The sequence below is a fragment of the Streptomyces sp. MMG1533 genome, assembly GCF_001279775.1.
GTDB lineage: Bacteria > Actinomycetota > Actinomycetes > Streptomycetales > Streptomycetaceae > Streptomyces.
The window spans coordinates 44,475-66,280 of sequence record NZ_LGDG01000268.1; the positions used below are offsets into that span (position 1 = coordinate 44,475).

Below are 21,806 nucleotides of genomic sequence, written 5' to 3' on the forward strand. Positions count from 1 at the left end.
CCCCGCCGCCCCTTCCCGTTCCCGACCTTGGGGGCTCCGCCCCCCAAACCCCCGCTCCTCAAACGCCGGAGGGGCTGAATTTCAGCCCGTCCGGCGTTTGAGGACGAGGCCGTTCAGGCCGAAGCGGGGGTCTGGGGGCGCAGCCCCCAGGGACGGGACGGGAAGGGGCGGCGGGGGCCGGGGGCGAGGAACTTCTGGCTCAGTCCAAGTAGCCTCGCAGCTGGTCCGCGAAGGCGTGGTCACGGAGTTTGTTCAAGGTCTTCGACTCGATCTGGCGGATCCGTTCCCGCGTCACGCCGAAGATGCGGCCTATCTCCTCCAGGGTGCGCGGGCGGCCGTCGGCGAGGCCGTAGCGGAGTTGTACGACCTTCCGCTCCCGCTCCCCCAGCGTCGACAGCACCGCTTCCAGGTGCTCCCTGAGGAGCAGGAACGCCGCCGACTCGACGGGCGACGCGGCGTCTCCGTCCTCGATGAGGTCGCCGAGGGCCACGTCGTCCTCCTCGCCCACGGGGGCGTGCAGGGAGACGGGTTCCTGGGCCAGGCGCAGGACCTCGCTGACGCGCTCGGGCGCCAGGTCCAGGTGGGCTGCGACCTCTTCCGGCGTCGGTTCGTAGCCCCGTTCCTGGAGCATGCGGCGCTGGACGCGGACGACGCGGTTGATGAGCTCGACGACGTGGACCGGGACGCGGATGGTGCGGGCCTGGTCGGCGAGGGCGCGGGACATGGCCTGGCGGATCCACCAGGTGGCGTAGGTGGAGAACTTGTAGCCGCGGGCGTAGTCGAACTTCTCGACGGCCCGGATCAGGCCCAGGTTTCCCTCCTGGACGAGGTCGAGCATGGTCAGCCCGCGGCCGACGTACCGCTTGGCGACGGAGACCACGAGCCGCAGGTTCGCCTCGATCAGCCGGCGCTTGGCCATCCGGCCCATGACGACCAGTCGGTCCAGGTCGAGGCCCAACTGGCTGTCCAGGTCGGGGGTGTTGCTCAGCTTCTCCTCGGCGAACAGGCCGGCCTCGACCCGGCGGGCGAGTTCGACCTCCTCGGCCGCGGTGAGCAGCGGGATACGGCCGATCTCCCGCAGGTACTGGCGGAACAGGTCCGAGGAGGGGGCGCTGTTGTCGGCGCGGCCACGGCGCGGGTCGGGGACCTCGACGGGCTCTGGGACCTCGACGGGTTCGGGGGCCTCGGCGCTCTCCAGCGCGTCGGCCGGCGGGGCTTCGGGCTCCGCCTCGGGGTGGTGCACGGCACGGTTCTGCGGCGGGACCGCGACGAGAGTGTCGGTCTCCGGGTCCGATTCCGTGCCGTCGGTACTGATGTCGGTCTGGGTGAGGGTCTGGGTCTGCACGGGGGCGACCTCCAGGATGATCGCTGCTGAGGTGTGCGGCAGCGCTGCTTCGGGAGCGGAGTCGACGGCCTCGCCGCTGTCCGTCCCGTACGCGATGAGCGGAACCGCGGGGGTGTGGGATCCGTTGGGGACGGACCGGCCGCGCTCCGAGGACTCAGGCACCGGAACCCAGTGTGGAGTACGACACATCGCCGCCACGAGGGGCGTGCGGGGACTTTTTGAGTCCGGTCCGTGACCGGGTGGTTACCGTGACGTTCGCCGTCCGGCCTCAGAGTGCCGCGGGGCCCTGCTCCTGGAGTGCTCTGTCGTACCGCGTGAGAATCATCATCTCGTTCTGGATGGCGGCGACCTGGGCCGGGTCCCCGTGCTGGCCGAGCCGGGTCAGGGCGCTCTGGAGGTCGGGGATACGGCGGGCCACGGCCCTGCGGCGTACGGTCACGAGCTGTTCGCCCGCGTAGTTCTCGTCGACCGTCTTGCGCATGATCGCCTCGACCGCGAGTTCCGTGACCATGGCGCGCACGGTGTCGTCCGGGGCCGCGTCACGGACCCGGACCAGGTACTCCTGCGGGTCCTGTGTGCCGTACTCGGCGCCGCCCGCGTCCATGACGGCCTGGCGTACGGCCGCGTAGGGCGGGGCGGTGAACTCGTCGACGCCGTACGCGTCGAAGGCCGGTGAGACCAACTCGGGGCGCTGGAGGGCGAGTTTGAGGAGCTCGCGCTCGGTGGCGTAGACGGGGTTGCGGAGGTTGAGCGCCGGCCCTGACACGACGGGCCGGGACGGGGCGTCGTACTGCTGCCCGCGGCCCCGCTGCGGGGCCGGGCCCTGGCCGCCGCGGTCGCGGGCCCAACGGGCCAGCTGGGCGACCCGCTTGACGACGAACTGCGTGTCGAGGATGCCGAGCATGCCGGCGAGCTGCACGGCGACCTCGTGCTGGGCACCGCTGTTCTTGATGCGGGCGACGATGGGGGCGGCCTCGTCCAGCGCCGCCGCGCGGCCCGCCGGGGTGTCCAGGTCGTAGCGGACGACGATCTGGCGCAGCGCGAACTCGAAGAGCGGCGTGCGGGGTTCGACCAGGTCGGCGACCGCCTCGTCGCCCTTGGCGAGGCGCAGCTCGCAGGGGTCCATGTTGTCGGGGGCGATCGCGATGTACGTCTCGGCGGCGAACTTCTGGTCGTCCTCGAAGGCGCGCAGGGCGGCCTTCTGGCCGGCCGCGTCGCCGTCGAAGGTGAAGATCACGCGGGCCGAGCCGTTGTCCATGAGGAGGCGGCGGAGGATCTTGATGTGGTCGCCGCCGAAGGCCGTACCGCAGGTCGCGATGGCGGTGGTGACACCGGCGAGGTGGCAGGCCATGACGTCGGTGTAGCCCTCGACCACGACCGCGCGGCTCGACTTGGCGATGTCCTTCTTCGCCAGGTCGATGCCGTACAGGACCTGGGACTTCCGGTAGATCGCGGTGTCGGGCGTGTTGAGGTATTTGGGGCCGTTGTCCGCCTCGTACAGCTTCCGTGCGCCGAAGCCGACGACCTCGCCGCCGATGTCGCGGATCGGCCACATCAGGCGGCCGCGGAAGCGGTCGATGGGACCGCGGCGGCCCTCCTGGGAGAGGCCGGAGAGGAGGAGCTCCTTGTCGGAGAAGCCCTTGCCCCGGAGATAGCGGGTGAGGTGGTCCCAGCCCTGGGGGCTGTAGCCGACGGAGAAGTGCTCCGCGGCGGCCTGGTCGAAGCCGCGCTCGGCGAGGAACTTGCGCCCGGTGTCGGCCTCGGGGCTGGTGGCCAGCTGCTCCACGTACCACTGGGCGGCGACCTTGTGGGCCTCGACCAGGCGGATCCGCTCGCCGCGCTGGTGGGAGGGGTTGTACCCGCCCTCCTCGTAGCGCAGGGTGATGCCGGCCTGGGCGGCGAGGCGCTCGACCGACTCGGAGAAGGAGAGGTGGTCGACCTTCATCACGAACGTGATGGTGTCGCCGCCCTCCTGGCAGCCGAAGCAGTGGAAGAGTCCCTTGCTCGGGCTGACCTGGAAGGACGGCGACTTCTCGTCGTGGAAGGGGCACAGCCCCTTGAGGTTTCCGCCGCCCGCGTTGCGCAGCTGGAGGTACTCGGACACCACGGCGTCGATCGGGACCGCGTCCCGTACCGCCTTCACGTCCTCGTCGTTGATCCGTCCTGCCACGAGGTGATTCTACGGGGCAGAACTGACACTCATGGGGCGCGGCGGGCCGCCCCTCGGCCGGGGGCCGGCCCGCCGCGCAGCGGCGTGGGATACGGCGCCCCGGGAATCGCAGCAAGGGTGCGGTGTGACAGTCGATCGCCTTCGTCAGGTCACGAGGCCAGGCTGTCCAGCGGAACGTGCGGGTCCGCAAGCGCCTCGGTGTCCACCTGAGCCTTGGTACGAATCAGCTGCTGGATGGGCTCTGTGACGTCCCACACGTTCACGTTCATCCCGGCCAGCACCCTCCCCCGCTTCACCCAGAACGCGATGAACTCACGCTTTCCCGCGTCCCCCCGGATCACCACTTCGTCGTACGACCCCGGGGGTGCCCAGCCGCTGTACTCCATTCCCATGTCGTACTGGTCGGAGAAGAAGTAGGGCACACGGTCGTAGGCGAGGTCGTGGCCGAGCATCGCGCGGGCCGCCGCCGGACCGCCGTTGAGCGCGTTCGCCCAGTGTTCGACGCGCAGCCGGGTGTCGTAGAGGGCGTGGTGGAAGGAGGCCACGTCGCCGGCCGCGTGGATGTCGGGGTCGGAGGTGCGCAGCTGTTCGTCGACCATGACGCCGCCGCCGTGCGCGCGCTCGGCGATCTCCAGGCCCGCGGCCACGGCGAGGGCGGTGCGGGGGGCCGCGCCGACCGCCGCGAGGACGTCGTGCGCGGGGTGCTCCTCGCCGTCGTCGGTGCGGGCCGCGAGGACCACGCCGTCCTGGCCGACGATCTCGGTCAGCCGGGCGCCGAAGTGGAAGCGGACGCCGTGCTCGCGGTGCAGTTCGGCGAAGAGGTTGCCGAGCTCGGGGCCGAGGACGCCGTGCAGCGGGGTCGGCTCGGGCTCGACGACGGTGACCTCGGCGCCGTACTCGCGGGCCGCCGCCGCGACCTCCAGACCGATCCAGCCGGCGCCGGCGATCACGATGTGGCCGTTGTCCCGGCCCAGGGCGGCCAGGACGCCCTTGAGGCGCTCGGCGTGGGCGAGGCGCCGCAGGTGGTGGACGCCCGCGAGGTTGGTGCCCGGGATGTCGAGGCGGCGTGGCTCGGCGCCGGTGGCCAGGAGCAGCTTGTCGTAGCGGACGACGGTGCCGTCCTCGCCGAAGCGGACCGTCTTCGCGGTGCGGTCGACGGCGTCGACGGTCTGGCCGAGGTGCAGCTCGATGTCGTTGCGCGCGTACCAGGCCGGTTCGTGTACGAAGACGCTGTCGCGTTCCTCCTTGCCGAGGAGGTAGCCCTTGGAGAGGGGAGGGCGCTCGTACGGGTGGTCGCGTTCGTCGCAGATCAGTATCACGCGGCCGGTGAAGCCCTCCGCTCGGAGCGTCTCGGCCGCCTTCGCACCGGCGAGACCGCCTCCGACGATGACGAATGTCTGATCCGCGTCGACCACTTGATGCCTCCTGCCAGGGGGTCCGGGGGATGTCCCCCGGAAAACACTGCGGGTGCCGCCACATGCGAGCGTCCCGCACGCAGCGTGATGCGGGAAGAGGGAGTGGACCGTTCAGGCCACGGAGTGTCACATTCGGGCTCGTTTCACGTCACTGGTCACTCAGCCGGCTCACAGGTGCTCCGTCAGGTGGGCGTGAAGCGAACGGGCCGAGGCGTCGGTGAGGGACGCGATCTGGTCGACGATCACCCGCTTGCGGGCGCGGTCGTCGGGTGCCCGGTCGAACAGGGCGCGGAACTGGGGGTCCAGGCCGTCCGGCGCGCGGACGGTGAGCGCCTGGGCCAGCTCGGCGACCACGATGCGCTGGTCGGCGCGGAGTCTCTCCTGTTCGGCGCGCTGCATGACGTACCGGTCGGCGACCGCCTTGAGGACCGCGCACTCCAGCCGGGTCTCGTGCGGTACGACGAGTTCGGCGCCGTACCTCGTCAGCCGGCCGCCGCCGTACGCCGCGCGCGTGGCGGCCTCGGCGGCGAGGCAGAAGCGGCCGATGAGCTGGCTGGTGGCGTCCTTGAGGCGGGCCTGGGCGACGGCCGAGCCGTCGTAGCCGTGCGGCCACCACTCCTGGTCCTGGAGACGGTCGAGAGCCTCGGCGAGCTCGGCGGGGTCGGTGTCCTCGGGGACGTACCGGCCGATGGCGACGGCGAAGACCGCCTGGCGTTCCGGCTCGGCGTGCAGGCAGTTGGGGTCGACGTGTCCTGCGTGCAGGCCGTCCTCGACGTCGTGCACGGAGTACGCCACGTCGTCGGACCAGTCCATGACCTGGGCCTCGAAGGTGGTGCGGGTGCCGGAGGCGCCCTTGCGGACCCAGTCGAAGACGGGACGGTCGTCGTCGTAGACACCGAACTTCGAGGACTTCGGGTCGGTGGGGTGGGCGCCTCGGGGCCAGGGGTACTTGGTGGCGGCGTCGAGGGTGGCTCGGGTGAGGTTGAGGCCGACGGAGCCTTCGCCGACGAAGCGCTTGGGCTCGATGCGCGTCAGGAGCCTCAGCGACTGGGCGTTGCCCTCGAAGCCGCCGCAGTCCTCGGCGAATTCGTTGAGGGCCTGTTCGCCGTTGTGGCCGAACGGGGGGTGGCCGAGGTCGTGGGAGAGGCAGGCGGCCTCTACCAGGTCGGGGTCGCAACCGAGGGCTGCGCCCAGCTCTCGGCCCACCTGGGCGCACTCCAGGGAGTGGGTGAGGCGGGTGCGGGGGCTGGCGTCCCAGGCCTGGTTGCGGGTGCCGGGCGTCACCACTTGGGTCTTGCCGGCGAGTCTTCTCAGGGCGGAGGAATGGAGTACGCGGGCTCGATCGCGTTGGAAGGCGGTGCGGCCGGGGCGTTTGTCCGGCTCTACCGCCCAGCGTTCGACTGACGTCGGGTCGTAGCCGGCGGGCGGGATGTGGTTGTTGCCTTCCATGTCTCGACAGTAAGCGCAGGTAGTGACAATCGGGGTGTGCCTACGCGTATGCCAGGACCTGTCGTGTGGCGGGTGCGGGTGCGCTGTGGCTGGTCGCGCCCACGCGGCGGAACCGCAAATCGATACGGCCCCGCGCCCCTGAGGGTGTCGGCCCCACTCGGCGTTGCTATGCCGAGGCCAACGCCGGTTCCGTGGCCGTCGCCGTTGCCAGGGACTGGTCGTAGCGGTGCAGGACCAGGCGGGCCATGGCCGGGTGGGTGCCGAGGGGGGCCGAGGCTATCCAGGGGGCTTTTTCCGCGCACTGGGTGGCGAAGAGACCCGGGGCCGTGAAGTAGGAGGCGACGGCCACCCGGTGGCGGCCTCGGGCTGCGAGGGCGCGGACGGCCGTGTCGACCGTCGGTTTGGCTGCCGAGGCGTAGGCCGGGACCACCGGGACGCCCAGGCGTTCCGACAGGAGGTGGGCCGTGCGGCCCGTGTCCACTGCCGCCTGGGGGTCTCGGGAGCCGGCCGCGGCGAGGACGACCGCGCTGGAGCGGCGGGTGGTCTCGTCCATGCGGTTGCGCCAGCCGGCCTCGACGAGGCGGGCGTGCAGGGTCTCCACGAGGAGGGGGTGCGGGCCGAGCGGGGCGGCCACGCGGGTGCGGGCCGGGCCGGCGGCCGCCATCTCGGGGATGTCGCGCTTGACGTGGTAGCCGCGGCTGAGGAGCAGCGGTACGAGCACGGCGTCGCCGGTGCCGAGGGAGGCGAGCGTGTCGGGGAGCAGCGGCTCGTTCAGCTCGATGTGGCCGAGGCGCACGGGCAGGCCGGGACGCAGCTCGCGGACGCGCTCGACGAGGGTGTGGACCGTGCTCAGCGTGCGCGGGTCGCGGCTGCCGTGGGCGACCAGGACGAGCGCGGGCGGCTCGGGGCGCCGGCGGCCGTCGAGCGAGACGAGGCTGAGCTGGGTGGCGAGCTGGCTGCTGATCCGGTTCATGATGTGCGCCGTACTGTCGAGGTCGGCCCCCGGGAGCGGCGGGGCTCCGATGGGGAGGGGCGTGGTCTTCTCACGAGGAACGTTCGACTTGCTCGTCGCCGTCATGAACCGATGGTGGCGGCGGGAGGTTGCCGCCCCGTTGCACGGGAATGACGGGTGTTTTCAGGGGGTTCACGGTGGGGTGCAGGGGGTCTGTGAGGTGTTGTGACCTGCGGATTCACCGGTCGACGTGAAACTGGTCACAGGGGTGGCGGCGAACCGGGGGGCCTTACAGGACGTCTCTGACTGTCGAAAGCCGACCGGGGAGGGGCCCTGCGATGCGACTGCCCAAGCCGCGCAGACCGCGCCTGCCGCGCACCCGTGCCGGGCAGCGGCGGCTGGTGCAGGCCGTGATGGCCGGGTGCGTGCTGGCGTTGCTGCCCGTGACCTGGATGTACGCCGTGACGGGCGACCGGCTGCGCACCGCGGCGGACGTCCCGCGCACCGAGGTCGCCGTCGTGTTCGGCGCCGGTCTGTGGGCCGGGGAGCCGTCGCCGTATCTGGCCCACCGGCTGGACGCGGCGGCGCGGCTGTACCGCGAGAACCGGATCGAGGTCGTCCTGGTCACCGGCGACAACAGTCGCGAGGACTACGACGAGCCGGACGCGATGCGCACGTATCTCACGAAGCACGGCGTGCCCGACGCGCGGATCGTCAGCGACTACGCGGGCTTCGACACCTGGGACTCCTGCGTCCGCGCGAAGAAGATCTTCGGCGTCGACCGGGCCGTGCTGATCAGCCAGGGCTTCCACATCCGGCGGGCGGTGGCGCTGTGCCAGGCGGCGGGGGTCACGTCGTACGGCGTCGGGGTCGACGCCAAGCACGACGTGACCTGGTACTACGGGGGCGCCCGGGAGATCTTCGCGGCGGGGAAGGCGGCCCTGGACGCGGTGTTCGAGCCGGATCCCCGGTTCCTCGGGCCGAGGGAACCGGGGGTCACCCAGGCGCTCGCTAGCGGCCGGTGAAGCGCGGGGCGCGTTTCTCCAGGAACGCGGCCATTCCCTCCTTCTGGTCCTCGGTCGCGAACAGGGCGTGGAACACCCGCCGTTCGAAGCGGACGCCGTCCCGCAGGCCGGTCTCCAGGGCGCGGTCGACGCACTCGCGGGCCGCGCCGACCGCCGTACGGCTGTACGAGGCGACGGTCGCCGCCGCTTCGAGGGCCTCGGGCAGGACCCGGTCGTCGGGGACGACGCGGGAGACCAGACCGGATGCCTCCGCCTCGCGGGCGTCCATCGTGCGGCCGGTGAGGACCAGGTCCATCGCCTTGGCCCGGCCCACCAGGCGGGTCAGTCGCTGGGTGCCGCCGATGCCGGGGATCACGCCCAGCTTGATCTCCGGTTGCCCGAAGACCGCCGACTCCCCCGCGATCACCAGGTCGCACATCATCGCCAGTTCGCAACCGCCGCCCAGGGCATGCCCGTTGACGGCGGCGATCTTCGGGGTGCGGAGGTCCGCGAAGTGCTCCCAGGCGGCGAAGTAGTCCTCCGCGGCCATCTCCACGGCCGTCTTCGACGCCATCTCCTTGATGTCGGCGCCGGCCGCGAAGACCTTCTCCGAGCCGGTGACGACGAAGCAGCCGACCTCGGGGTCCGCGTCCAACGGGTCGAGAGCGGAGAGGAGTTCGGCAAGGAGCTCGCCGCTGAGGGCGTTGAGGACGTGCGGGCGGTGCAGACGTACGGTCACCACGCGGCCGTGGCGTTCGAGCTTGAGGTTGTTCATGTTCGCCTCCAGAGCGCAAAGTCGCAAAGTCACGAGTCCCAGATCGCGCCGTAGGCCGGAATCCCGCGCCGCTCCAGTCCGTGCACCACCTGCCAGGTGAGCTTCTTGTTGGAGATGCAGATCACCGCCTCGGCCCCGAAGTCGCGGTAGGCCTCGTAGGCGAGGCGCACCATGTCGGGCTTGCCGTCGCGGGAGGTGTCCCAGACGAGGGCGTGCGGCTGGACGGCGAGGATCTCGTCGACGAGGGCGTCGCCGTAGGTGGTGCGGGGGTCGCGGGTCGCCCAGACCAGGCGGGAGGGGACCTCGGCGGCGAGGAGGTGGGGCAGGCAGGGGCCGATGCCGCTGCCGGTCGCCACGTAGACGACCTTCGTGAAGAGTGTCTCGATGTTGGCGACCCCGGCCGTGGTGATGCCCTTCACCCACACCCGGGACGGCATGTCGTCGATGAACGAGCCCGTCCAGTCGCCGGCCCGGGAGATGGTGAGCCGGAAGCCGGGCTCGCCGGGGGACGGGACGTTGGCGAAGGAGTGCCACTCCTTCAGCGGGCTGCGGCTGACCGCCGTGGAGGAGCCGGCGAAGGGGGTCTCGCCGTGGTCGAAGCGGGCCAGGGCCACATGTGACGAGGGGCGTTCGACGCGCACGTCGACCTTGCGCAGCCGCAGCCAGGGCAGGGCGACGCTGAAGGTGACGACCGCGAGGACCGTGAGCGGGACCGGCCCCGGGGTGGACAGCAGGGTGTGCGTCCAGAAGAGGGCGAGGGCCGTCCAGCCGCCGAAGCGGTGGATCTTCTCGAAGTGGTCGTGATGGCGGGAGCGGAAGGGGGGCAGGGCGGTGGCGACGATGACGGCCAGGAGGGCCACCAGGGCCCAACTCACCGCAGTCAGCGCGGTGTTCGTACCCTGCGACGTGACCGAGACCGCCAGCGCCAGGAACCACCCCGCACCTGCCAGCGCCCCGCCCACGTGCAGTCCGCCGAAGTGGTAGACCTTGCCCAGCGTCCAGCGGATCCGCAGCGGCCAACCGGGTGACGGCCAAGTGGCCAGCCGGAAGAAGAGGTTGATGACGTACTGCTGGCGGACCACGATCGCGAGGGCGAGGTTGGCGATCGAGGCGTGGCCCAAGGTCGGCGTCGACAGCGGCCAACCGGCGTACAGGAACACCAGGTTGGCGAGGATCACCAGCCCCGCCAGGCGGTTGTGGTGCATCAGGCGCGGGTGCTTGAGCAGGCGGCGGGCGGCGGGGAGGAGTGGGGGCAGCTCGACGGCCTCGACGGCCTCCCGGTCGAGTGAGGTCGTCATCGGGCCACCTCCTGAAGAGCCGTCCGTTCCTCGGCCAGCCGCAGCAGCGCCGGTTTGTCGATCTTGCCGCGGTCGGTCTCGGGGAAGACGGCGATCGGCAGGACGTCCGAGGGCACGCAGTAGTAGGGCAGGGCGTCGGCGACCGCGCGGCGGGCCGCGTCCGGGTCGACGTGCGCCGGGCTGACGAAGGAGACCAGGTTCCGTGCGTCCCGTTTCAGGGTCACCGCGCGCACGCAGCCCTCGACGGACTCCAGTACCGAGGAGACGGAGTCGAGTTCGACGCGGAAGCCGCGCACCTTGACCTGGTCGTCGGTGCGGCCGAGGTGTTCGAGTTCGCCGTCGGGGGTCCAACGGCCCAGGTCACGGGTGCGGAACATACGGTGGTCGCCGCCGAGGAAGGGGTCGGGGGCGTAGCGCTCGGCGTTCAGTTCGTCGTTGCCGAGGTAGCCGGCCGAGACGCAGTCGCCGCCCGCCCACATCTCGCCGACCTCGCCGACGGGGAGGGGTCTGCGGTCGGCGTCGAGGACGTAGACCGTGTTGTTGGGGGTGGGGCGGCCGATGGTCAGCAGCGGGTCGGCCGGGTCGTGGCGGCGCATGGTGTTGACGATCGTCGTCTCGGTGGGGCCGCAGCAGTTGAAGAAGGCCGCCCGGCGGGCCCAGCGGTCGGCGAGCGGGCCCGGGCAGGGCTCGCCGGCGACGGCGACCGTGCGGACGCGCGGGCAGGCGGCGGGGTCGATGCCGGACAGCACGGTCGGGGTGGCGATCAGCACGGTGGCGGTGCGGGCCGCAGCCGCGATGTCCTTGCCGCGGATGACGAGGGTGCCGCCGTGGGCGAGGCAGCCGAGGATCTCCCAGGCCGCCATGTCGAAGGCGATGTTGAGGAGCTGGGCCACGCGGTCGCCGGGGCGGATACCGAGGCCGCCCGGCTGGGTGAGGAGGAGGTTGGCGACGTTGCGGTGGGTGACCTTCACGCCGTTGGGGCGGCCGGTGGTGCCGGAGGTGAACAGGACGTAGCAGCCGTCGTCGGGGCGGACGTGCGGGCGTGGGGCCCGGGGCTCGCCTCCGGCGGGACGGCGGGGGCCGGGTACGTACGGCAGCGGTTCGTCGAGCGCGATCGTGCGGTGGCCGTCCGGCAGCGGCACACGGTGGGCGTGTTCCGCGAGGGTGAGGACCACGCGGGTGCGGGCCGTGCGGACGACGTGGAGGAGCTGGGCCGGGGGCGCCATGGCGATGTCCTGCGGGACGTAGGCGGCGCCCGCCTTCAGGATGCCGAGCAGGCCGACGATCATCGGGATCGAACGGCGGACGAAGAGTCCGACGTGGTCGCCGGGGCGCACGCCCTCTTGGACGAGGCGGGTGGCGAGGGCGTCGGCGTAACGGTTGAGCTCGCCGTAGGTGATCGTCGCGCCCAGGTGCTCGGCGGCGACCGCGTGCGGGGCGGTCGCCGCCTGCCGTTCCACGGCGTGGTGGACCAGGGGGTCCGGGACGGCGACGGTGGGGCCGTGGCCGTACTGCCGGAAGAGGCGCTGGTCACGTGGGGTCAAATGGCGCAGGAGCATGGTCGGGGGACCTCCTGGCTGGCTGTTTCGAGTGACGGTTTGCCACACGCGGCGGAGCCTCGTGTGGATGCAGCCGGGATGAGCGGCGGGCATGCCCGGGTGTCGAACGCCGTGCGGAGTCGCGCGCGGAAGCCAGTCTGCGGTCCGGGTCTTCCAACTCTCAACGAGGCGTGATCGGCCAATCACGGAACGGAACGCGCCACATGTGGCGTTTTCCACAACAGCGGCAACTTCCGTATCGCCCGGCGGCGACTGAGTGGTGGGCAGGCATGCGCCTCGTGGCCTGGACGGACGTGCGCCTCACGGCGGCGGGCCGGCGGCGGGGAGGTCGCCGTGTCGGGCGCGTAACAGGGAGCCCCCGTCCGCGTAACACGGCCGAAGCACGCTGAGAGGCATGCAGAACTCCGCGACGCCCACGCACTGCCCGTACTGCGCCCTGCAGTGCGGGATGAACCTGACGGCCACCCCGGACGGGACCGTCGAAGTGAGCGAGCGCGCGGATTTCCCGGTGAACCGGGGCGCGCTGTGCGGCAAGGGCCGTACCGCGCCGGCGGTGCTCTCGTCCCGGGTGCGGCTGACCTCCCCGTTGGTGCGCTCCGAGGGCACGCTGGTGCCCGCCTCCTGGGACGAGGCACTGGACCGGATCGCCGAGGGGCTGTCCCGCACGCGCACGGAGCATGGTCCGGACGCGTGCGGGGTCTTCGGCGGGGGCGGACTGACGAACGAGAAGGCGTACACGCTCGGCAAGTTCGCGCGCGTGGTGCTCGGCACCTCGCAGATCGACTACAACGGCCGCTTCTGCATGTCGTCCGCGGCTGCCGCCGGAATCAAGGCCTTCGGGCTGGACCGCGGGCTGCCCTTCCCGCTGGAGGACATCCCCAAGACGGGCTGCGTCATCCTCGTGGGGTCCAACCTCGCGGAGACGATGCCCCCGTCCCTGAGGTTCTTCAACGAACTGCGGGAGAACGGCGGCACGCTGATCGTCATCGACCCGCGCCGCACGAAGACCGCCGAGCAGGCCGATCTGCACCTGGCGCCCAGGCCGGGGACGGACCTGGCGCTGGCGCTCGGGTTGTTGCACCTGGTCGTCGCCGAGGGGCGGGTCGACGAGGAGTACGTCCGCGAGCGGACCGCCGGCTGGGACGAGGCACGGGCCGCGGCGATGGCGCACTGGCCGGAGTACGTGGAACGGATCACGGGGGTGTCCGTTCCGCAACTCCGTGAGACGGTACGCATGTTCTGCGAGCCGGAGTCCGCGATGGTGCTCACCGCCCGCGGGCCCGAGCAGCAGTCCAAGGGCACCGACACCGTGGGCGCCTGGATCAACCTGTGCCTGGCGACCGGCCGCGCGGGGCGACCGCTGTCCGGCTACGGCTGCCTGACCGGGCAGGGCAACGGACAGGGCGGACGCGAGCACGGCCAGAAGGCCGACCAGCTGCCCGGCTACCGCAAGCTGGACGACCCCGCGGCGCGACGGCATGTCGCCGAGGTGTGGGGCGTGGACCCCGACAGCCTCCCCGGGCCGGGGCGCAGCGCCTACGAGCTGCTGGACGCACTGGGTACGGACATCAAGTCGCTGCTGCTGATGGCGTCGAACCCGGTGGTGTCGGCGCCGCGTGCCGCGCACATCGAGGAGCGCATCAAGTCGCTGGACTTCCTCGCGGTGTGCGATGTCGTGCTGTCGGAGACGGCGGCCCTCGCGGACGTCGTCCTGCCGGTCACGCAGTGGGCGGAGGAGACGGGCACCATGACCAACCTGGAGGGCAGGGTGCTGTTGCGCAAGCGGGCGATCACCCCGCCCGAGGGCATCCGCAGCGACCTGGAGGTCATGCACGAGCTGGCCGCCCGGCTCGGCGTGGAGAAGGGCTTCCCGACCGACCCCGAGGAGGTCTTCGAGGAGCTGCGCCGGGCCAGCGCGGGCGGCCCGGCGGACTACTCCGGGATCACCTACCGGCGGCTGGCGGAGGAGAACGGCGTGTTCTGGCCGTGCCCGGCGGCGGACGTCGACGAGTCCGAGGACGCCTGCCTGGATGCCCGCGCAGACGACGACCCGGCGCAGGACGACGACACCGCCGGCGCTGTGCACCCCGGCACCCCGCGCCTCTTCCTCGACCGCTTCGCCACCCCGGACGGCCGGGCCCGGTTCGTCCCCGTCTCGCACCGGGCGATCGCGGAGGAACCCGACGACGACTATCCCGTACTGCTGACGACCGGCCGGGTCGTGGCGCAGTACCAGTCCGGCGCCCAGACCCGCCGCGTCGACGAGCTGAACACCGCCGCACCCGGCCCGTTCGTGGAGCTGCACCCGCGGCTGGCGGAGCGGCTGGGCGCGGCCGAGGGCGATCCGGTGGCCGTGGTCTCCCGGCGCGGCCGGGCGGTGGCACCGGCCCGGATCACGACCACGATCCGTCCGGACACCGTCTTCATGCCCTTCCACTGGCCCGGCGAGGGCCGCGCCAACACCCTGACCAACCCGGCCCTCGACCCGACCTCGCGGATGCCGGAGTTCAAGGCGTGCGCGGTGCGGGTCGAGGCGGTCGAGGCGGTCGAGAGCTAGGAATCCTGTCCCACGGCCGTCAGGAACGTCTCCGCGGCCTTCGCCTCACCAGGTGACGGGGAGGGTGCGGACGCCGTGGACGGCGCGTCCCTCCAGGGCGTGCACCTCGGCCGGAGCCGTCAGCCGCAGTTCGGGCAGCCTGTGGAACAGGGCGGGCAGCGCGATCTGGAGTTCGGCGCGGGCGAGGGACTGTCCGAGGCAGTGGTGCAGGCCGTGGCTGAAGGTCAGGTGCTGCTGGGCGTCCCGGGTGATGTCGAAGGCGTCCGGATAGGGGAAGACGCGGGGGTCCCGGTTGGCTGCCTGGAGCGCGACGACGACTCCTTCACCGGCCCGTACGGTGACGCCGCCGAGCTCCACGTCCTCGGTGGCGATGCGCCGTATCCCGATGTGTACGACGGTGAGATGACGCAGCAGTTCCTCGACGGCTCCCGGCACCAGTTCCGGATCCGCCCGCAGTGCGGCCAGTTGCTCCGGGTGGGACAGCAACGTCACCACGCCGAGCGACAGCATGCTCGCCGTCGTTTCGTGGCCGGCGATGAGCAGCATCACCGCCATCCCGGCCGCCTCCGCGGCGGACGCCTCGCCGGTGGCCACGCGTTCGGTCGCGAGCCGGCTCAGCAGGTCGTCGCCGGGATCGGCGGTCTTGGCGGCGAGCAGTTCGCTGAGGTAGCCGAACAGCGCGGCCCAGCCCGCCCGCATCGCTTCGGGCCCGGCGCTCACGGTGGCGAACGCGGCGGCGTGCCGATGGATGAACTCCCGCTCCGCGTAGGGCACTCCGAGGAGTTCGCAGATGACGAGCAGCGGCAGGGGAAGGGTGAAGTGCTCCACCAGATCGGCGGTCGGCCCCTTGGCCGCCAGGTCGTCGATGAGCCGGTCGGTGAGGTGCCGGATCGCCGGACGCAGTTCCTCGACGCGGCGGAAGGTGAAGTCGGGGATGAGCATCCGGCGCAGCCGCGTGTGGTCGGGCGGGTCCATGGCGAAGAGCTGGCCGGGAGAGCGCGGCGGCGGGGTCGGCTGGAGGCCGGGGAAGCCCTCGCGGACGTTCTCGGAGCTGAAGCGGGCGTCCGCCAGGACTGCGCGGGCCTCCTCGTGCCGTGTGACCAGCCACGGGGTGTTGCCACCCCACAGGGCGATCCGGCTGATCGGGCTCCGCTCGCGCAGCTCAGCGTATTCGGGGGGCGGGTCGAGCAGGGTGGTGCGCCGCATGGGCAGCGCGGGGAACACGGTCTCAGACATGGTCGGCGTCTCCTGTCGAGGGCAGTCCGGCGAGCGTCAGCAGCAGGCTCTTGACGTCGGTCGCGAGGATCGCGTCGCGGCCGTGCTCCGGTCGCGAGCACAGCAGTACGGGGCCGTGTTCGGGGTCGTCGGGCAGGCGGCCGTGGCTGCCGCGTACGCCGGACGGGTCGAGCGGGACGGTACGGAGCCGGTAGCGGAAGCCGAGCTTCTTGCGGGCGACCTGGCCCACGGCGCGCAGCTTCACCGCCGGGACCGTCTCGTCGTACAGCAGCTCGGCCGGGTCGTAGCCGGGCTTGCGGTGGATCTCGACCTGGCGGGCGAAGTCGGGGGCGCGGTCGTCGTCCAGCCAGTAGTAGTACGTGAACCACGCGTCGGACTCGGCGACCGCGACCAGCTCTCCCGAACGCTCGTGGTCCAGGCCGTGCTCCGCCTTGCCCGCCGCGTCCAGGACCTGGTCGACGCCGTCGAGTTCGCCGAGGATCTTGGCGACCTCGGCCTCGTCCCGCGGATCGCGCACGTACACGTGCGCGATCTGGTGGTCGGCGACGGCGAAGGCGCGCGAGGTCCAGGGGTCCAGGTACTCCATGCCGTCCTGGGTGTGGACCTCCAGGAGCCCGGCGCGGCGCAGGGCGCGGTTGATGTCGACGGGCCGGGAGACCGGGGTGATGCCGTACTCGCTGAGCGCCACGACCGTGGCGCCGGCGTCGAGGAAGTGGTCGATCAACGGGCGCAGTGCGTCGTCGAGTCGGCGGGCGGCGCGGGCGGTGGCCGCCGAGTCCGGTCCGGAGCGCTGCGGCTCGTAGTCCATCTGCGGGATGTAGACGAGGGTCAGGTCGGGGTCGTGCTCGTCGAAGACCTGGCGGGCGGCGCCGAGGATCCACTGGGTGGAGGGCATGCCCGCGTTCGGGCCCCAGTAGGTGAACAGGGGGAACGGGCCCAGCCGGTCGGTGAGTTCGTCGTGCAGGGACGGCGGCCAGGTGTAGCAGTCGGGTTCCTTGCGGCCGTCGGAGTAGTAGACGGGGCGCGGGGTCACCGTCCAGTCGACGTCCGCGCCCATGGCGTACCACCAGCAGATGTTGGCGACCTTGTAGCCGGGGCGGACCTTGCGGGCGGCGTCCCAGATCTTCTCGCCGCCGACGAGGGCGTTGTGCTGGCGCCACAGCAGTACGTCGCCGAGGTCGCGGAAGTACCAGCCGTTGGCCACCGCGCCGTGGGTGGAGGGGAGTTCGCCGGTGAGGAAGGTGGACTGGGCGGTGCAGGTCACGGCGGGCAGGGTGGTGCCCAGCCGGGCCCGGAAGCCGCGGTCGCCGAGGGCGGCGACCGCGGGCATGTGTTTCAGCAGGGTGGGGGTGAGGCCGACGATGTCGAGGACGACCAGGCGGTTCGTGTGGGGGGTTTCGGTCATGAGTGGTCCTCCTTGAGGCCGAGGGCGGTCAACCGGTCCCTGGCCCAGGCGAGTTCGGCGGCGATGCCCTCGGTGAGGTCCGCGGGCGGGCGGGGCAGCACGGACCAGGTGTAGGTCTCGACCTCGATGTGGTCGCAGGCCGCCGTGGGACCGCCGAGCAGGCCGTCGAGCACGGTGGTGAGCTGTCCGGCGGTGGTGCGCAGCGGGGGCTCGGGGTCGGTGTGCAGCGGGGCGTGGAAGTGCACCCGCCAGGGGCCGGTGTCGTCGGGGAGGGTGCCGTCCAGAGCCTGAGGCAGATCGTCGGCCCCACGCACGCCGCCGGCGCCGGCCGTTCGGGTCTGGTGCAGGAACCTGCGCTCGGCGAGTTCACGCAGTGCGGCACGGGCGTCCGGGGCCGCCGGGTCGGGTGCCTCCACCGCGCAGGACGCCTGGAGTTTGACGACCGGCAGTCCGGCCCCGGACAGCCGCCGCAGCGCCTCGTCCGGCTCCTCGAACTGCACGGCGAGATGGCAGGCGTCCAGGCAGATCCCGAGGTGTTCGTGGTCCAGCTCGCCGAATTCCCGTACGGCCTGCTCGGTGGTCTCCACGACGCATCCCGGTTCCGGCTCGAACCCGACCCGGACGGGGCGGCCGGTCCACGCTTCGAGCCCGGAGAGCCCGATGGCCAGCCGGTCCAGGGCGCGGCGGGCCGCGTCGGAGCGCTCGCGGGGCCACGGAGCGCGCCAGCCGAGCGGCAGGGTGGAGACGCTGCCCCGGCGGGCGTCGTCGGGGAGGAGGGCGGCGAGGACGCGGGCGCAGTCGATGGTGTAGTCGAGCCGCGCCTCGTCCGCCCAGTCGGGAAGGTAGACGTCCTTCTTGACGACCTCGCGGTGGAATCCCTCGTACGGGAAGGCGTTGAGGGTGACGGTCTCCAGGCCGCGGGCGGTCAGCTCGGCCTTGAGTTTCGCCAACGCGTCGGCATCGGCGGCGAGTTCGGTGACGGCGGGGCGTGCCAGCCACAGCCCGATACCGAGGCGGTCGACGGCCAGACGCTCACGCACGGGCTCGGCGTAGAGGGAGAGCTGGCCGATGACGCCGTCCAGGTCCTCCGCCTGGTGGACGTTGCTGCAGTACGCGAGATGGACGGGGGTGCCGTCGGGGTGGCGGAAGCGCACGGAGGTTCACTCTCCCCCGCGTTTGACGGAGTTGCCCTCGAAGCTCGACGTCTCGTCGGGCTTGGCTTCGTCCAGGTCGAGGCGGCCGCTCTGCCCGTAGAAGGCGACCGGGTTGCGCCACATCACCAGGTCGACGTCGTCCTCGCCGAACCCGGCGGCGAGCATCGCGTCCGCCGTCTTCCGCGTCTTCAGGGGGTCCGAACGACCCCAGTCCGCGGCCGAGTTGACAAGGACGCGGGCCGTCCCGTGCTGCTGGAGGATGCGGACCATCCGGTCCTCGCTCATCTTCGTCTTCGGGTAGACCGAGAAGCCCGCCCAGCAGCCGCTGTCGAGGACCATGGAGACGGTGAGCTCATTGAGGTGGTCGAGGACGACGAGCTCGGGCGCGATCCCCGACTCCCGTACGACGTCCAGCGTGCGCCGGGTCCCGGCCGCCTTGTCGCGGTGCGGGGTGTGGACGAGGGCGGGCAGCCCGTGCTCGACGGCGAGTCGGAGCTGCGCGGCCAGCGCCTCGTCCTCCTCCTTGGTCATCGAGTCGTAGCCGATCTCGCCGACCGCGACGACCCGGTCCTTGGCGAGGTAGCGGGGCAGTTCGTCGAGGACGGGGCGGCAGCGCGGGTCGTTGGCCTCCTTGGGGTTGAGGGCGATCGTGCAGAAGTGCTGGATGCCGAACTGGGCGGCGCGGTACGGCTCCCAGCCCAGCAGCGAGTCGAAGTAGTCGTAGAAGGACTCGGGCGAGGTGCGGGGCTGGCCGAGCCAGAAGGCGGGCTCGACGACGGCCCGGACGCCGGCCGCGTACATCGCCTCGTAGTCGTCGGTGGTGCGGGACGTCATGTGGATGTGGGGGTCGAAAATGCGCATGGTCAGAGGGCTCCATGGGGGAGGAAAGCGCTGATGAGGGGGCCTGTGTCCGGGGGTACGGGGCGGTCGGCGGCGCTGCGTTCGGCGGCGAAGTCGGCGAGCATGCGGGCGAGTTCGGCATCCGCGCGGTCGTCGAGGCCGGCCACGCGGGCGAGCGGGATCTCGTGGAAGACGCACTTCAGGACGGCCTGCCGGTACTCGTCCGCCGGGAGGTGGGCGGCCGCGTACGGGCCGAGGGCCGCCTCGATCAGCGTGGTGTCGTTGCCCCGCAGGGCCTGCCGTACGAGGTCCAGGTACCGGCCCTCGTCGTCGAGGAGCGGCAACGCCTTGAGGACGGCCCGCTGTTCGGCGGGGTCGCCGAACCGGTGAAGCGCTCCCACCGCCTCGACGAGGGCCTCGCCGCGCAGCGGCAGCGCGGTCAGGAGCAGGGCGCGGGCCGCCTCGTCGACGGTCCGGCCGTCGGGCAGCGGTTCTCGTCCGCAGTGGCGGCGTACGGCGGGGAAGAGGGCCCGGACGGCCGTGGGGTCGGCGGTCACGCGGGCGACGGCGGCGTCGAGCCAGGCGCGGGCGTCGGGGGTGAGGGGGAGCGAGAGCATGGGCACGTACCTCTGTGGGGTGGAGGGGGCTCAGGAACCCTTGGGAAGGCCGGGAAGCCTCACGAGGCGAGTAACCCGGTCTCGGCCGCGCGCAGGAACTCGATCGAGCGCCGGGCGACCTCGGGTGCGTCCAGGGAACCGCCCTGGATCTCGACGGACACCAGACCCTCGTGGCCGAGCGCCTGGAGCGCCGCCAGCACCGGCGGGAAGTCGATCTCGCCCGCGCCGAACTCCAGGTGCCGGTGGACGCCGCGCACCATGTCCTCGATCTGCACGTTCAGCAGGTGACGCGCGGCCCGCCGCACGCATTCCAGCAGCGGAGGCTCCTCCACGCAGTGGGCATGCCCGATGTCCAGGGTGATGCCGAACAGCTCGTGCCCGCCGACGAGTTGGCGCAGCCACAGACACCGTTCGACCGTGTCGACGAACATGTACGGCTCCGGCTCGAAGGCCAGCGCGACCCCGTACGCCTCGGCCGTCTCCAGCACCGCCCCGACGCCCGCCGCGAGACGCTGCCACACCGCCGTCTCGGACACCCCGGCCGGAGCCGCTCCGCTGCACAGGTGCACGGTGGGCGAGCCCAGTTCGGCCGCGATGCGCACAGCGCGCCGCAGCAGGTCGATCCGCCGCTCCGGCTCCGTCGACATCAGCGTCGGCTCGTGCTTGGCCCAGGCGTCGAGGAAGTACGGCGCCCCGGTCTCGACGGTGACGGTGAGACCGTGGCGCGCCAACTGCTTGCCGGTCAGGGCGACCTGGCGGCCCAGGTCCGCGGCGTAGGGGTCGAGGTGGTGGTGGTCGAGCGTGAGCGCGACGCCGTCGTAGCCCAGGTCCGCGAGGACGCCGAGCAGGTCGGTCAGCCGGTGGTGGGCGAACCCGTTGGTGCCGTAGCCGAATCTGAGGCTCATGTCGGCGACACCCGTCCGGCCAGCCGCAGCGCCAGTGGATGTACGGCGCCGAGGACGGCGGCGGCACCCGGCGCGCCGGCCCGCGCGGTCAGCGCCGTCTGCAAGGGGACCATGGCGAGGATGCCGGCCCCCACCGCCCGCCTTACGGTGCCGCCGCGCGGGTCGCGCACGGCGAGCGCCTGGGCTCGGCCGTAGGTCCCCAGGTAGGCGAGGGCTCCGGCGGCCGCGACGGCGGTGCCGGCCGCGGTACCTGCCGCGGTACCGGCCGCGGTCCTGCGGGGTGCCGATCGGGTCGACCGTCCGAGGGGCCAGGCACTGGCCAGCGCCGTCGCCGACGAGACGGCGAGCGTCGCCGCGGGCAGCCGCGCCGGGGCACCGGAGATCTCGTGGCGGCTGAGGAGGGTGAGCGTGTACGTGTGCAGACCGGTGAGCAGGGCGGGGAGGGCCGCGCGGCCGAGCGCGCCGACGGTCCCACCGGCTGTGGCACCGGCGGCCCCACCGGAGGCGGCACCGGCCGGTGCGCCGGATGCGCCGGATGCGCCGCCGAACGATCCGCCGGATGCGCCGCCGGTCCCTGCGCCGGATGCGGCCGAAGCCGCCTTCCCGCCGCCCGCCACCGCCCCCGCCAGCACGTCCAGCGCCCGCGCCCCGGCCATGGCCGCCGGTCCCGCCGGCGTCGACTTCAGCTTCAGGTCGTACGCCCACACCAGGGCGGTCAGCGGCAGCGCTGCGGCTAGGCCGCGCCGGCCGCCCGAGAGGGTGGCGAGGCCGAGGCCGGCGGCGGTCAGTCCGGTGGCGACGGACAGCGCGGTCCGGCGCGGCACCCGGCCGGAGGGTATGGGCCGTTCGGGCCGCTCCACCGAGTCGACCGCGGCGTCCGCGTAGTCGTTGAGGGCCATGCCGGCCCAGTAGAGGCACACGGACGAGGCCATCACTCCGGCCGTCCGCAGACCGAGGGGGCGTCCGGCCGCCGTCGCGCCCGCGAGGACGTCCCCGGGCACGCTGAGGGCTGCCGGAGCGCGGACGAGACTCGCCAGATCCGCTGCTCGGGTTACCGCTTTCCGGTCTTTCATGCCGCGATCATTGCGAAGACTTGTTGAACTTTCATACTGCGCAATGAGGAAG

Annotated in this window: 17 protein-coding genes; 2 read left to right on the forward strand and 15 right to left on the reverse strand. The window is 72.2% G+C overall.

The features are described 5' to 3' along the window. Positions 1-199 precede the first annotated feature (199 nt). From ADK57_RS41005 to ADK57_RS41025, 5 genes are all read right to left on the reverse strand, one after another. Positions 200-1,507, reverse strand: a complete 1,308-nt coding sequence (locus ADK57_RS41005; protein WP_053754823.1) for an RNA polymerase sigma factor — start codon at positions 1,505-1,507, stop codon at positions 200-202. Positions 1,508-1,613: 106 nt separating this feature from the next. Then, positions 1,614-3,515 carry a DNA primase gene (gene dnaG / locus ADK57_RS41010; RefSeq protein ID WP_053754824.1) on the reverse strand — a complete coding sequence of 634 codons (1,902 nt, stop codon included), beginning with the start codon at positions 3,513-3,515 and terminating at the stop codon, positions 1,614-1,616. A 149-nt stretch (positions 3,516-3,664) separates the two neighbouring features. Further along, complete coding sequence (locus tag ADK57_RS41015) at positions 3,665-4,930, reverse strand: NAD(P)/FAD-dependent oxidoreductase (protein WP_053754825.1); 1,266 nt, start codon at positions 4,928-4,930, stop codon at positions 3,665-3,667. 168 nt (positions 4,931-5,098) lie between these two features. After that, the gene (locus tag ADK57_RS41020) at positions 5,099-6,379 is read right to left on the reverse strand and encodes a deoxyguanosinetriphosphate triphosphohydrolase (RefSeq protein WP_053754826.1); all 1,281 of its coding nucleotides are present in this window, start codon (positions 6,377-6,379) and stop codon (positions 5,099-5,101) included. 166 nt (positions 6,380-6,545) lie between these two features. Continuing rightward, positions 6,546-7,352, reverse strand: a complete 807-nt coding sequence (locus ADK57_RS41025; protein ID WP_053754856.1) for a sirohydrochlorin chelatase — start codon at positions 7,350-7,352, stop codon at positions 6,546-6,548. A 317-nt stretch (positions 7,353-7,669) separates the two neighbouring features. Here ADK57_RS41025 and ADK57_RS41030 point away from each other — a divergent pair, with 317 nt between their 5' ends. Beyond that, the gene (locus tag ADK57_RS41030; RefSeq protein ID WP_053754827.1) at positions 7,670-8,356 is read left to right on the forward strand and encodes a SanA/YdcF family protein; all 687 of its coding nucleotides are present in this window, start codon (positions 7,670-7,672) and stop codon (positions 8,354-8,356) included. Here the strand turns inward: ADK57_RS41030 and ADK57_RS41035 are convergent. The 3 genes from ADK57_RS41035 to ADK57_RS41045 are packed head-to-tail and all read right to left on the reverse strand — an operon-like array spanning position 8,343 to position 11,967. Further along, complete coding sequence (locus ADK57_RS41035) at positions 8,343-9,110, reverse strand: enoyl-CoA hydratase-related protein (RefSeq protein WP_053754828.1); 768 nt, start codon at positions 9,108-9,110, stop codon at positions 8,343-8,345. The two genes, ADK57_RS41030 and ADK57_RS41035, sit on opposite strands and share 14 nt — an antisense overlap. Before the next feature lie 29 nt (positions 9,111-9,139). Next, positions 9,140-10,408: a hypothetical protein gene (locus ADK57_RS41040; protein ID WP_053754829.1), complete on the reverse strand. Its 1,269-nt coding sequence runs from the start codon at positions 10,406-10,408 to the stop codon at positions 9,140-9,142. Continuing rightward, positions 10,405-11,967, reverse strand: a complete 1,563-nt coding sequence (locus ADK57_RS41045) for an amino acid adenylation domain-containing protein (RefSeq protein ID WP_053754830.1) — start codon at positions 11,965-11,967, stop codon at positions 10,405-10,407. The genes ADK57_RS41040 and ADK57_RS41045 overlap by 4 nt, the downstream gene beginning before the upstream one ends. 394 nt (positions 11,968-12,361) lie before the next feature. Between ADK57_RS41045 and ADK57_RS41050 the strand changes: the two genes are divergently transcribed. Then, positions 12,362-14,524, forward strand: a complete 2,163-nt coding sequence (locus ADK57_RS41050) for a molybdopterin oxidoreductase family protein (protein WP_053754831.1) — start codon at positions 12,362-12,364, stop codon at positions 14,522-14,524. Positions 14,525-14,569: 45 nt separating this feature from the next. On the opposite strand, the gene ADK57_RS41055 is transcribed toward ADK57_RS41050, so the two are convergent. From ADK57_RS41055 to ADK57_RS41085, 7 genes are read right to left on the reverse strand one after another with little or no spacing between them, the layout of a single operon-like run. Then, a complete protein-coding gene (locus tag ADK57_RS41055; RefSeq protein WP_053754832.1) occupies positions 14,570-15,760 on the reverse strand; it encodes a cytochrome P450 in 1,191 nt (396 codons plus the stop codon). Then, entirely contained in the window at positions 15,753-17,165 is a 1,413-nt protein-coding gene (locus ADK57_RS41060) for an alkaline phosphatase family protein (RefSeq protein ID WP_053754833.1), read from the reverse strand. Before ADK57_RS41060 ends, ADK57_RS41055 begins: the two co-directional genes overlap by 8 nt. After that, positions 17,162-18,319, reverse strand: coding sequence for a metabolite traffic protein EboE (eboE, locus tag ADK57_RS41065; protein WP_053754834.1), 1,158 nt, complete (start codon positions 18,317-18,319; stop codon positions 17,162-17,164). Before eboE ends, ADK57_RS41060 begins: the two co-directional genes overlap by 4 nt. A 6-nt stretch (positions 18,320-18,325) precedes the next feature. After that, positions 18,326-19,180 carry a TatD family hydrolase gene (locus ADK57_RS41070; protein WP_053754835.1) on the reverse strand — a complete coding sequence of 285 codons (855 nt, stop codon included), beginning with the start codon at positions 19,178-19,180 and terminating at the stop codon, positions 18,326-18,328. 2 nt (positions 19,181-19,182) lie between these two features. Continuing rightward, a complete protein-coding gene (locus ADK57_RS41075) occupies positions 19,183-19,776 on the reverse strand; it encodes an EboA domain-containing protein (RefSeq protein WP_053754836.1) in 594 nt (197 codons plus the stop codon). A gap of 59 nt (positions 19,777-19,835) precedes the next feature. Continuing rightward, positions 19,836-20,681 (reverse strand): sugar phosphate isomerase/epimerase family protein, encoded by an 846-nt coding sequence (locus ADK57_RS41080; RefSeq protein ID WP_053754837.1) that lies wholly within the window; start codon positions 20,679-20,681, stop codon positions 19,836-19,838. Further along, positions 20,678-21,754: an SCO3242 family prenyltransferase gene (locus tag ADK57_RS41085; protein ID WP_053754838.1), complete on the reverse strand. Its 1,077-nt coding sequence runs from the start codon at positions 21,752-21,754 to the stop codon at positions 20,678-20,680. Before ADK57_RS41085 ends, ADK57_RS41080 begins: the two co-directional genes overlap by 4 nt. Positions 21,755-21,806 lie beyond the last annotated feature (52 nt).

Bases quoted from the DNA above. Each gene is read 5' to 3' on its own strand.
- ADK57_RS41070 (WP_053754835.1), bottom strand. From the start codon at position 19,180: ATGCGCATTTTCGACCCCCACATCCACATGACGTCCCGCACCACCGAC.
- ADK57_RS41035 (WP_053754828.1), bottom strand. From the start codon at position 9,110: ATGAACAACCTCAAGCTCGAACGCCACGGCCGCGTGGTGACCGTACGT.
- ADK57_RS41060 (WP_053754833.1), bottom strand. From the start codon at position 17,165: ATGACCGAAACCCCCCACACGAACCGCCTGGTCGTCCTCGACATCGTC.
- ADK57_RS41055 (WP_053754832.1), bottom strand. From the start codon at position 15,760: ATGTCTGAGACCGTGTTCCCCGCGCTGCCCATGCGGCGCACCACCCTG.
- ADK57_RS41050 (WP_053754831.1), top strand. From the start codon at position 12,362: ATGCAGAACTCCGCGACGCCCACGCACTGCCCGTACTGCGCCCTGCAG.
- ADK57_RS41085 (WP_053754838.1), bottom strand. From the start codon at position 21,754: ATGAAAGACCGGAAAGCGGTAACCCGAGCAGCGGATCTGGCGAGTCTC.
- ADK57_RS41020 (WP_053754826.1), bottom strand. From the start codon at position 6,379: ATGGAAGGCAACAACCACATCCCGCCCGCCGGCTACGACCCGACGTCA.
- ADK57_RS41080 (WP_053754837.1), bottom strand. From the start codon at position 20,681: ATGAGCCTCAGATTCGGCTACGGCACCAACGGGTTCGCCCACCACCGG.
- ADK57_RS41025 (WP_053754856.1), bottom strand. From the start codon at position 7,352: ATGAACCGGATCAGCAGCCAGCTCGCCACCCAGCTCAGCCTCGTCTCG.
- ADK57_RS41030 (WP_053754827.1), top strand. From the start codon at position 7,670: ATGCGACTGCCCAAGCCGCGCAGACCGCGCCTGCCGCGCACCCGTGCC.
- ADK57_RS41075 (WP_053754836.1), bottom strand. From the start codon at position 19,776: ATGCTCTCGCTCCCCCTCACCCCCGACGCCCGCGCCTGGCTCGACGCC.
- ADK57_RS41040 (WP_053754829.1), bottom strand. From the start codon at position 10,408: ATGACGACCTCACTCGACCGGGAGGCCGTCGAGGCCGTCGAGCTGCCC.
- ADK57_RS41045 (WP_053754830.1), bottom strand. From the start codon at position 11,967: ATGCTCCTGCGCCATTTGACCCCACGTGACCAGCGCCTCTTCCGGCAG.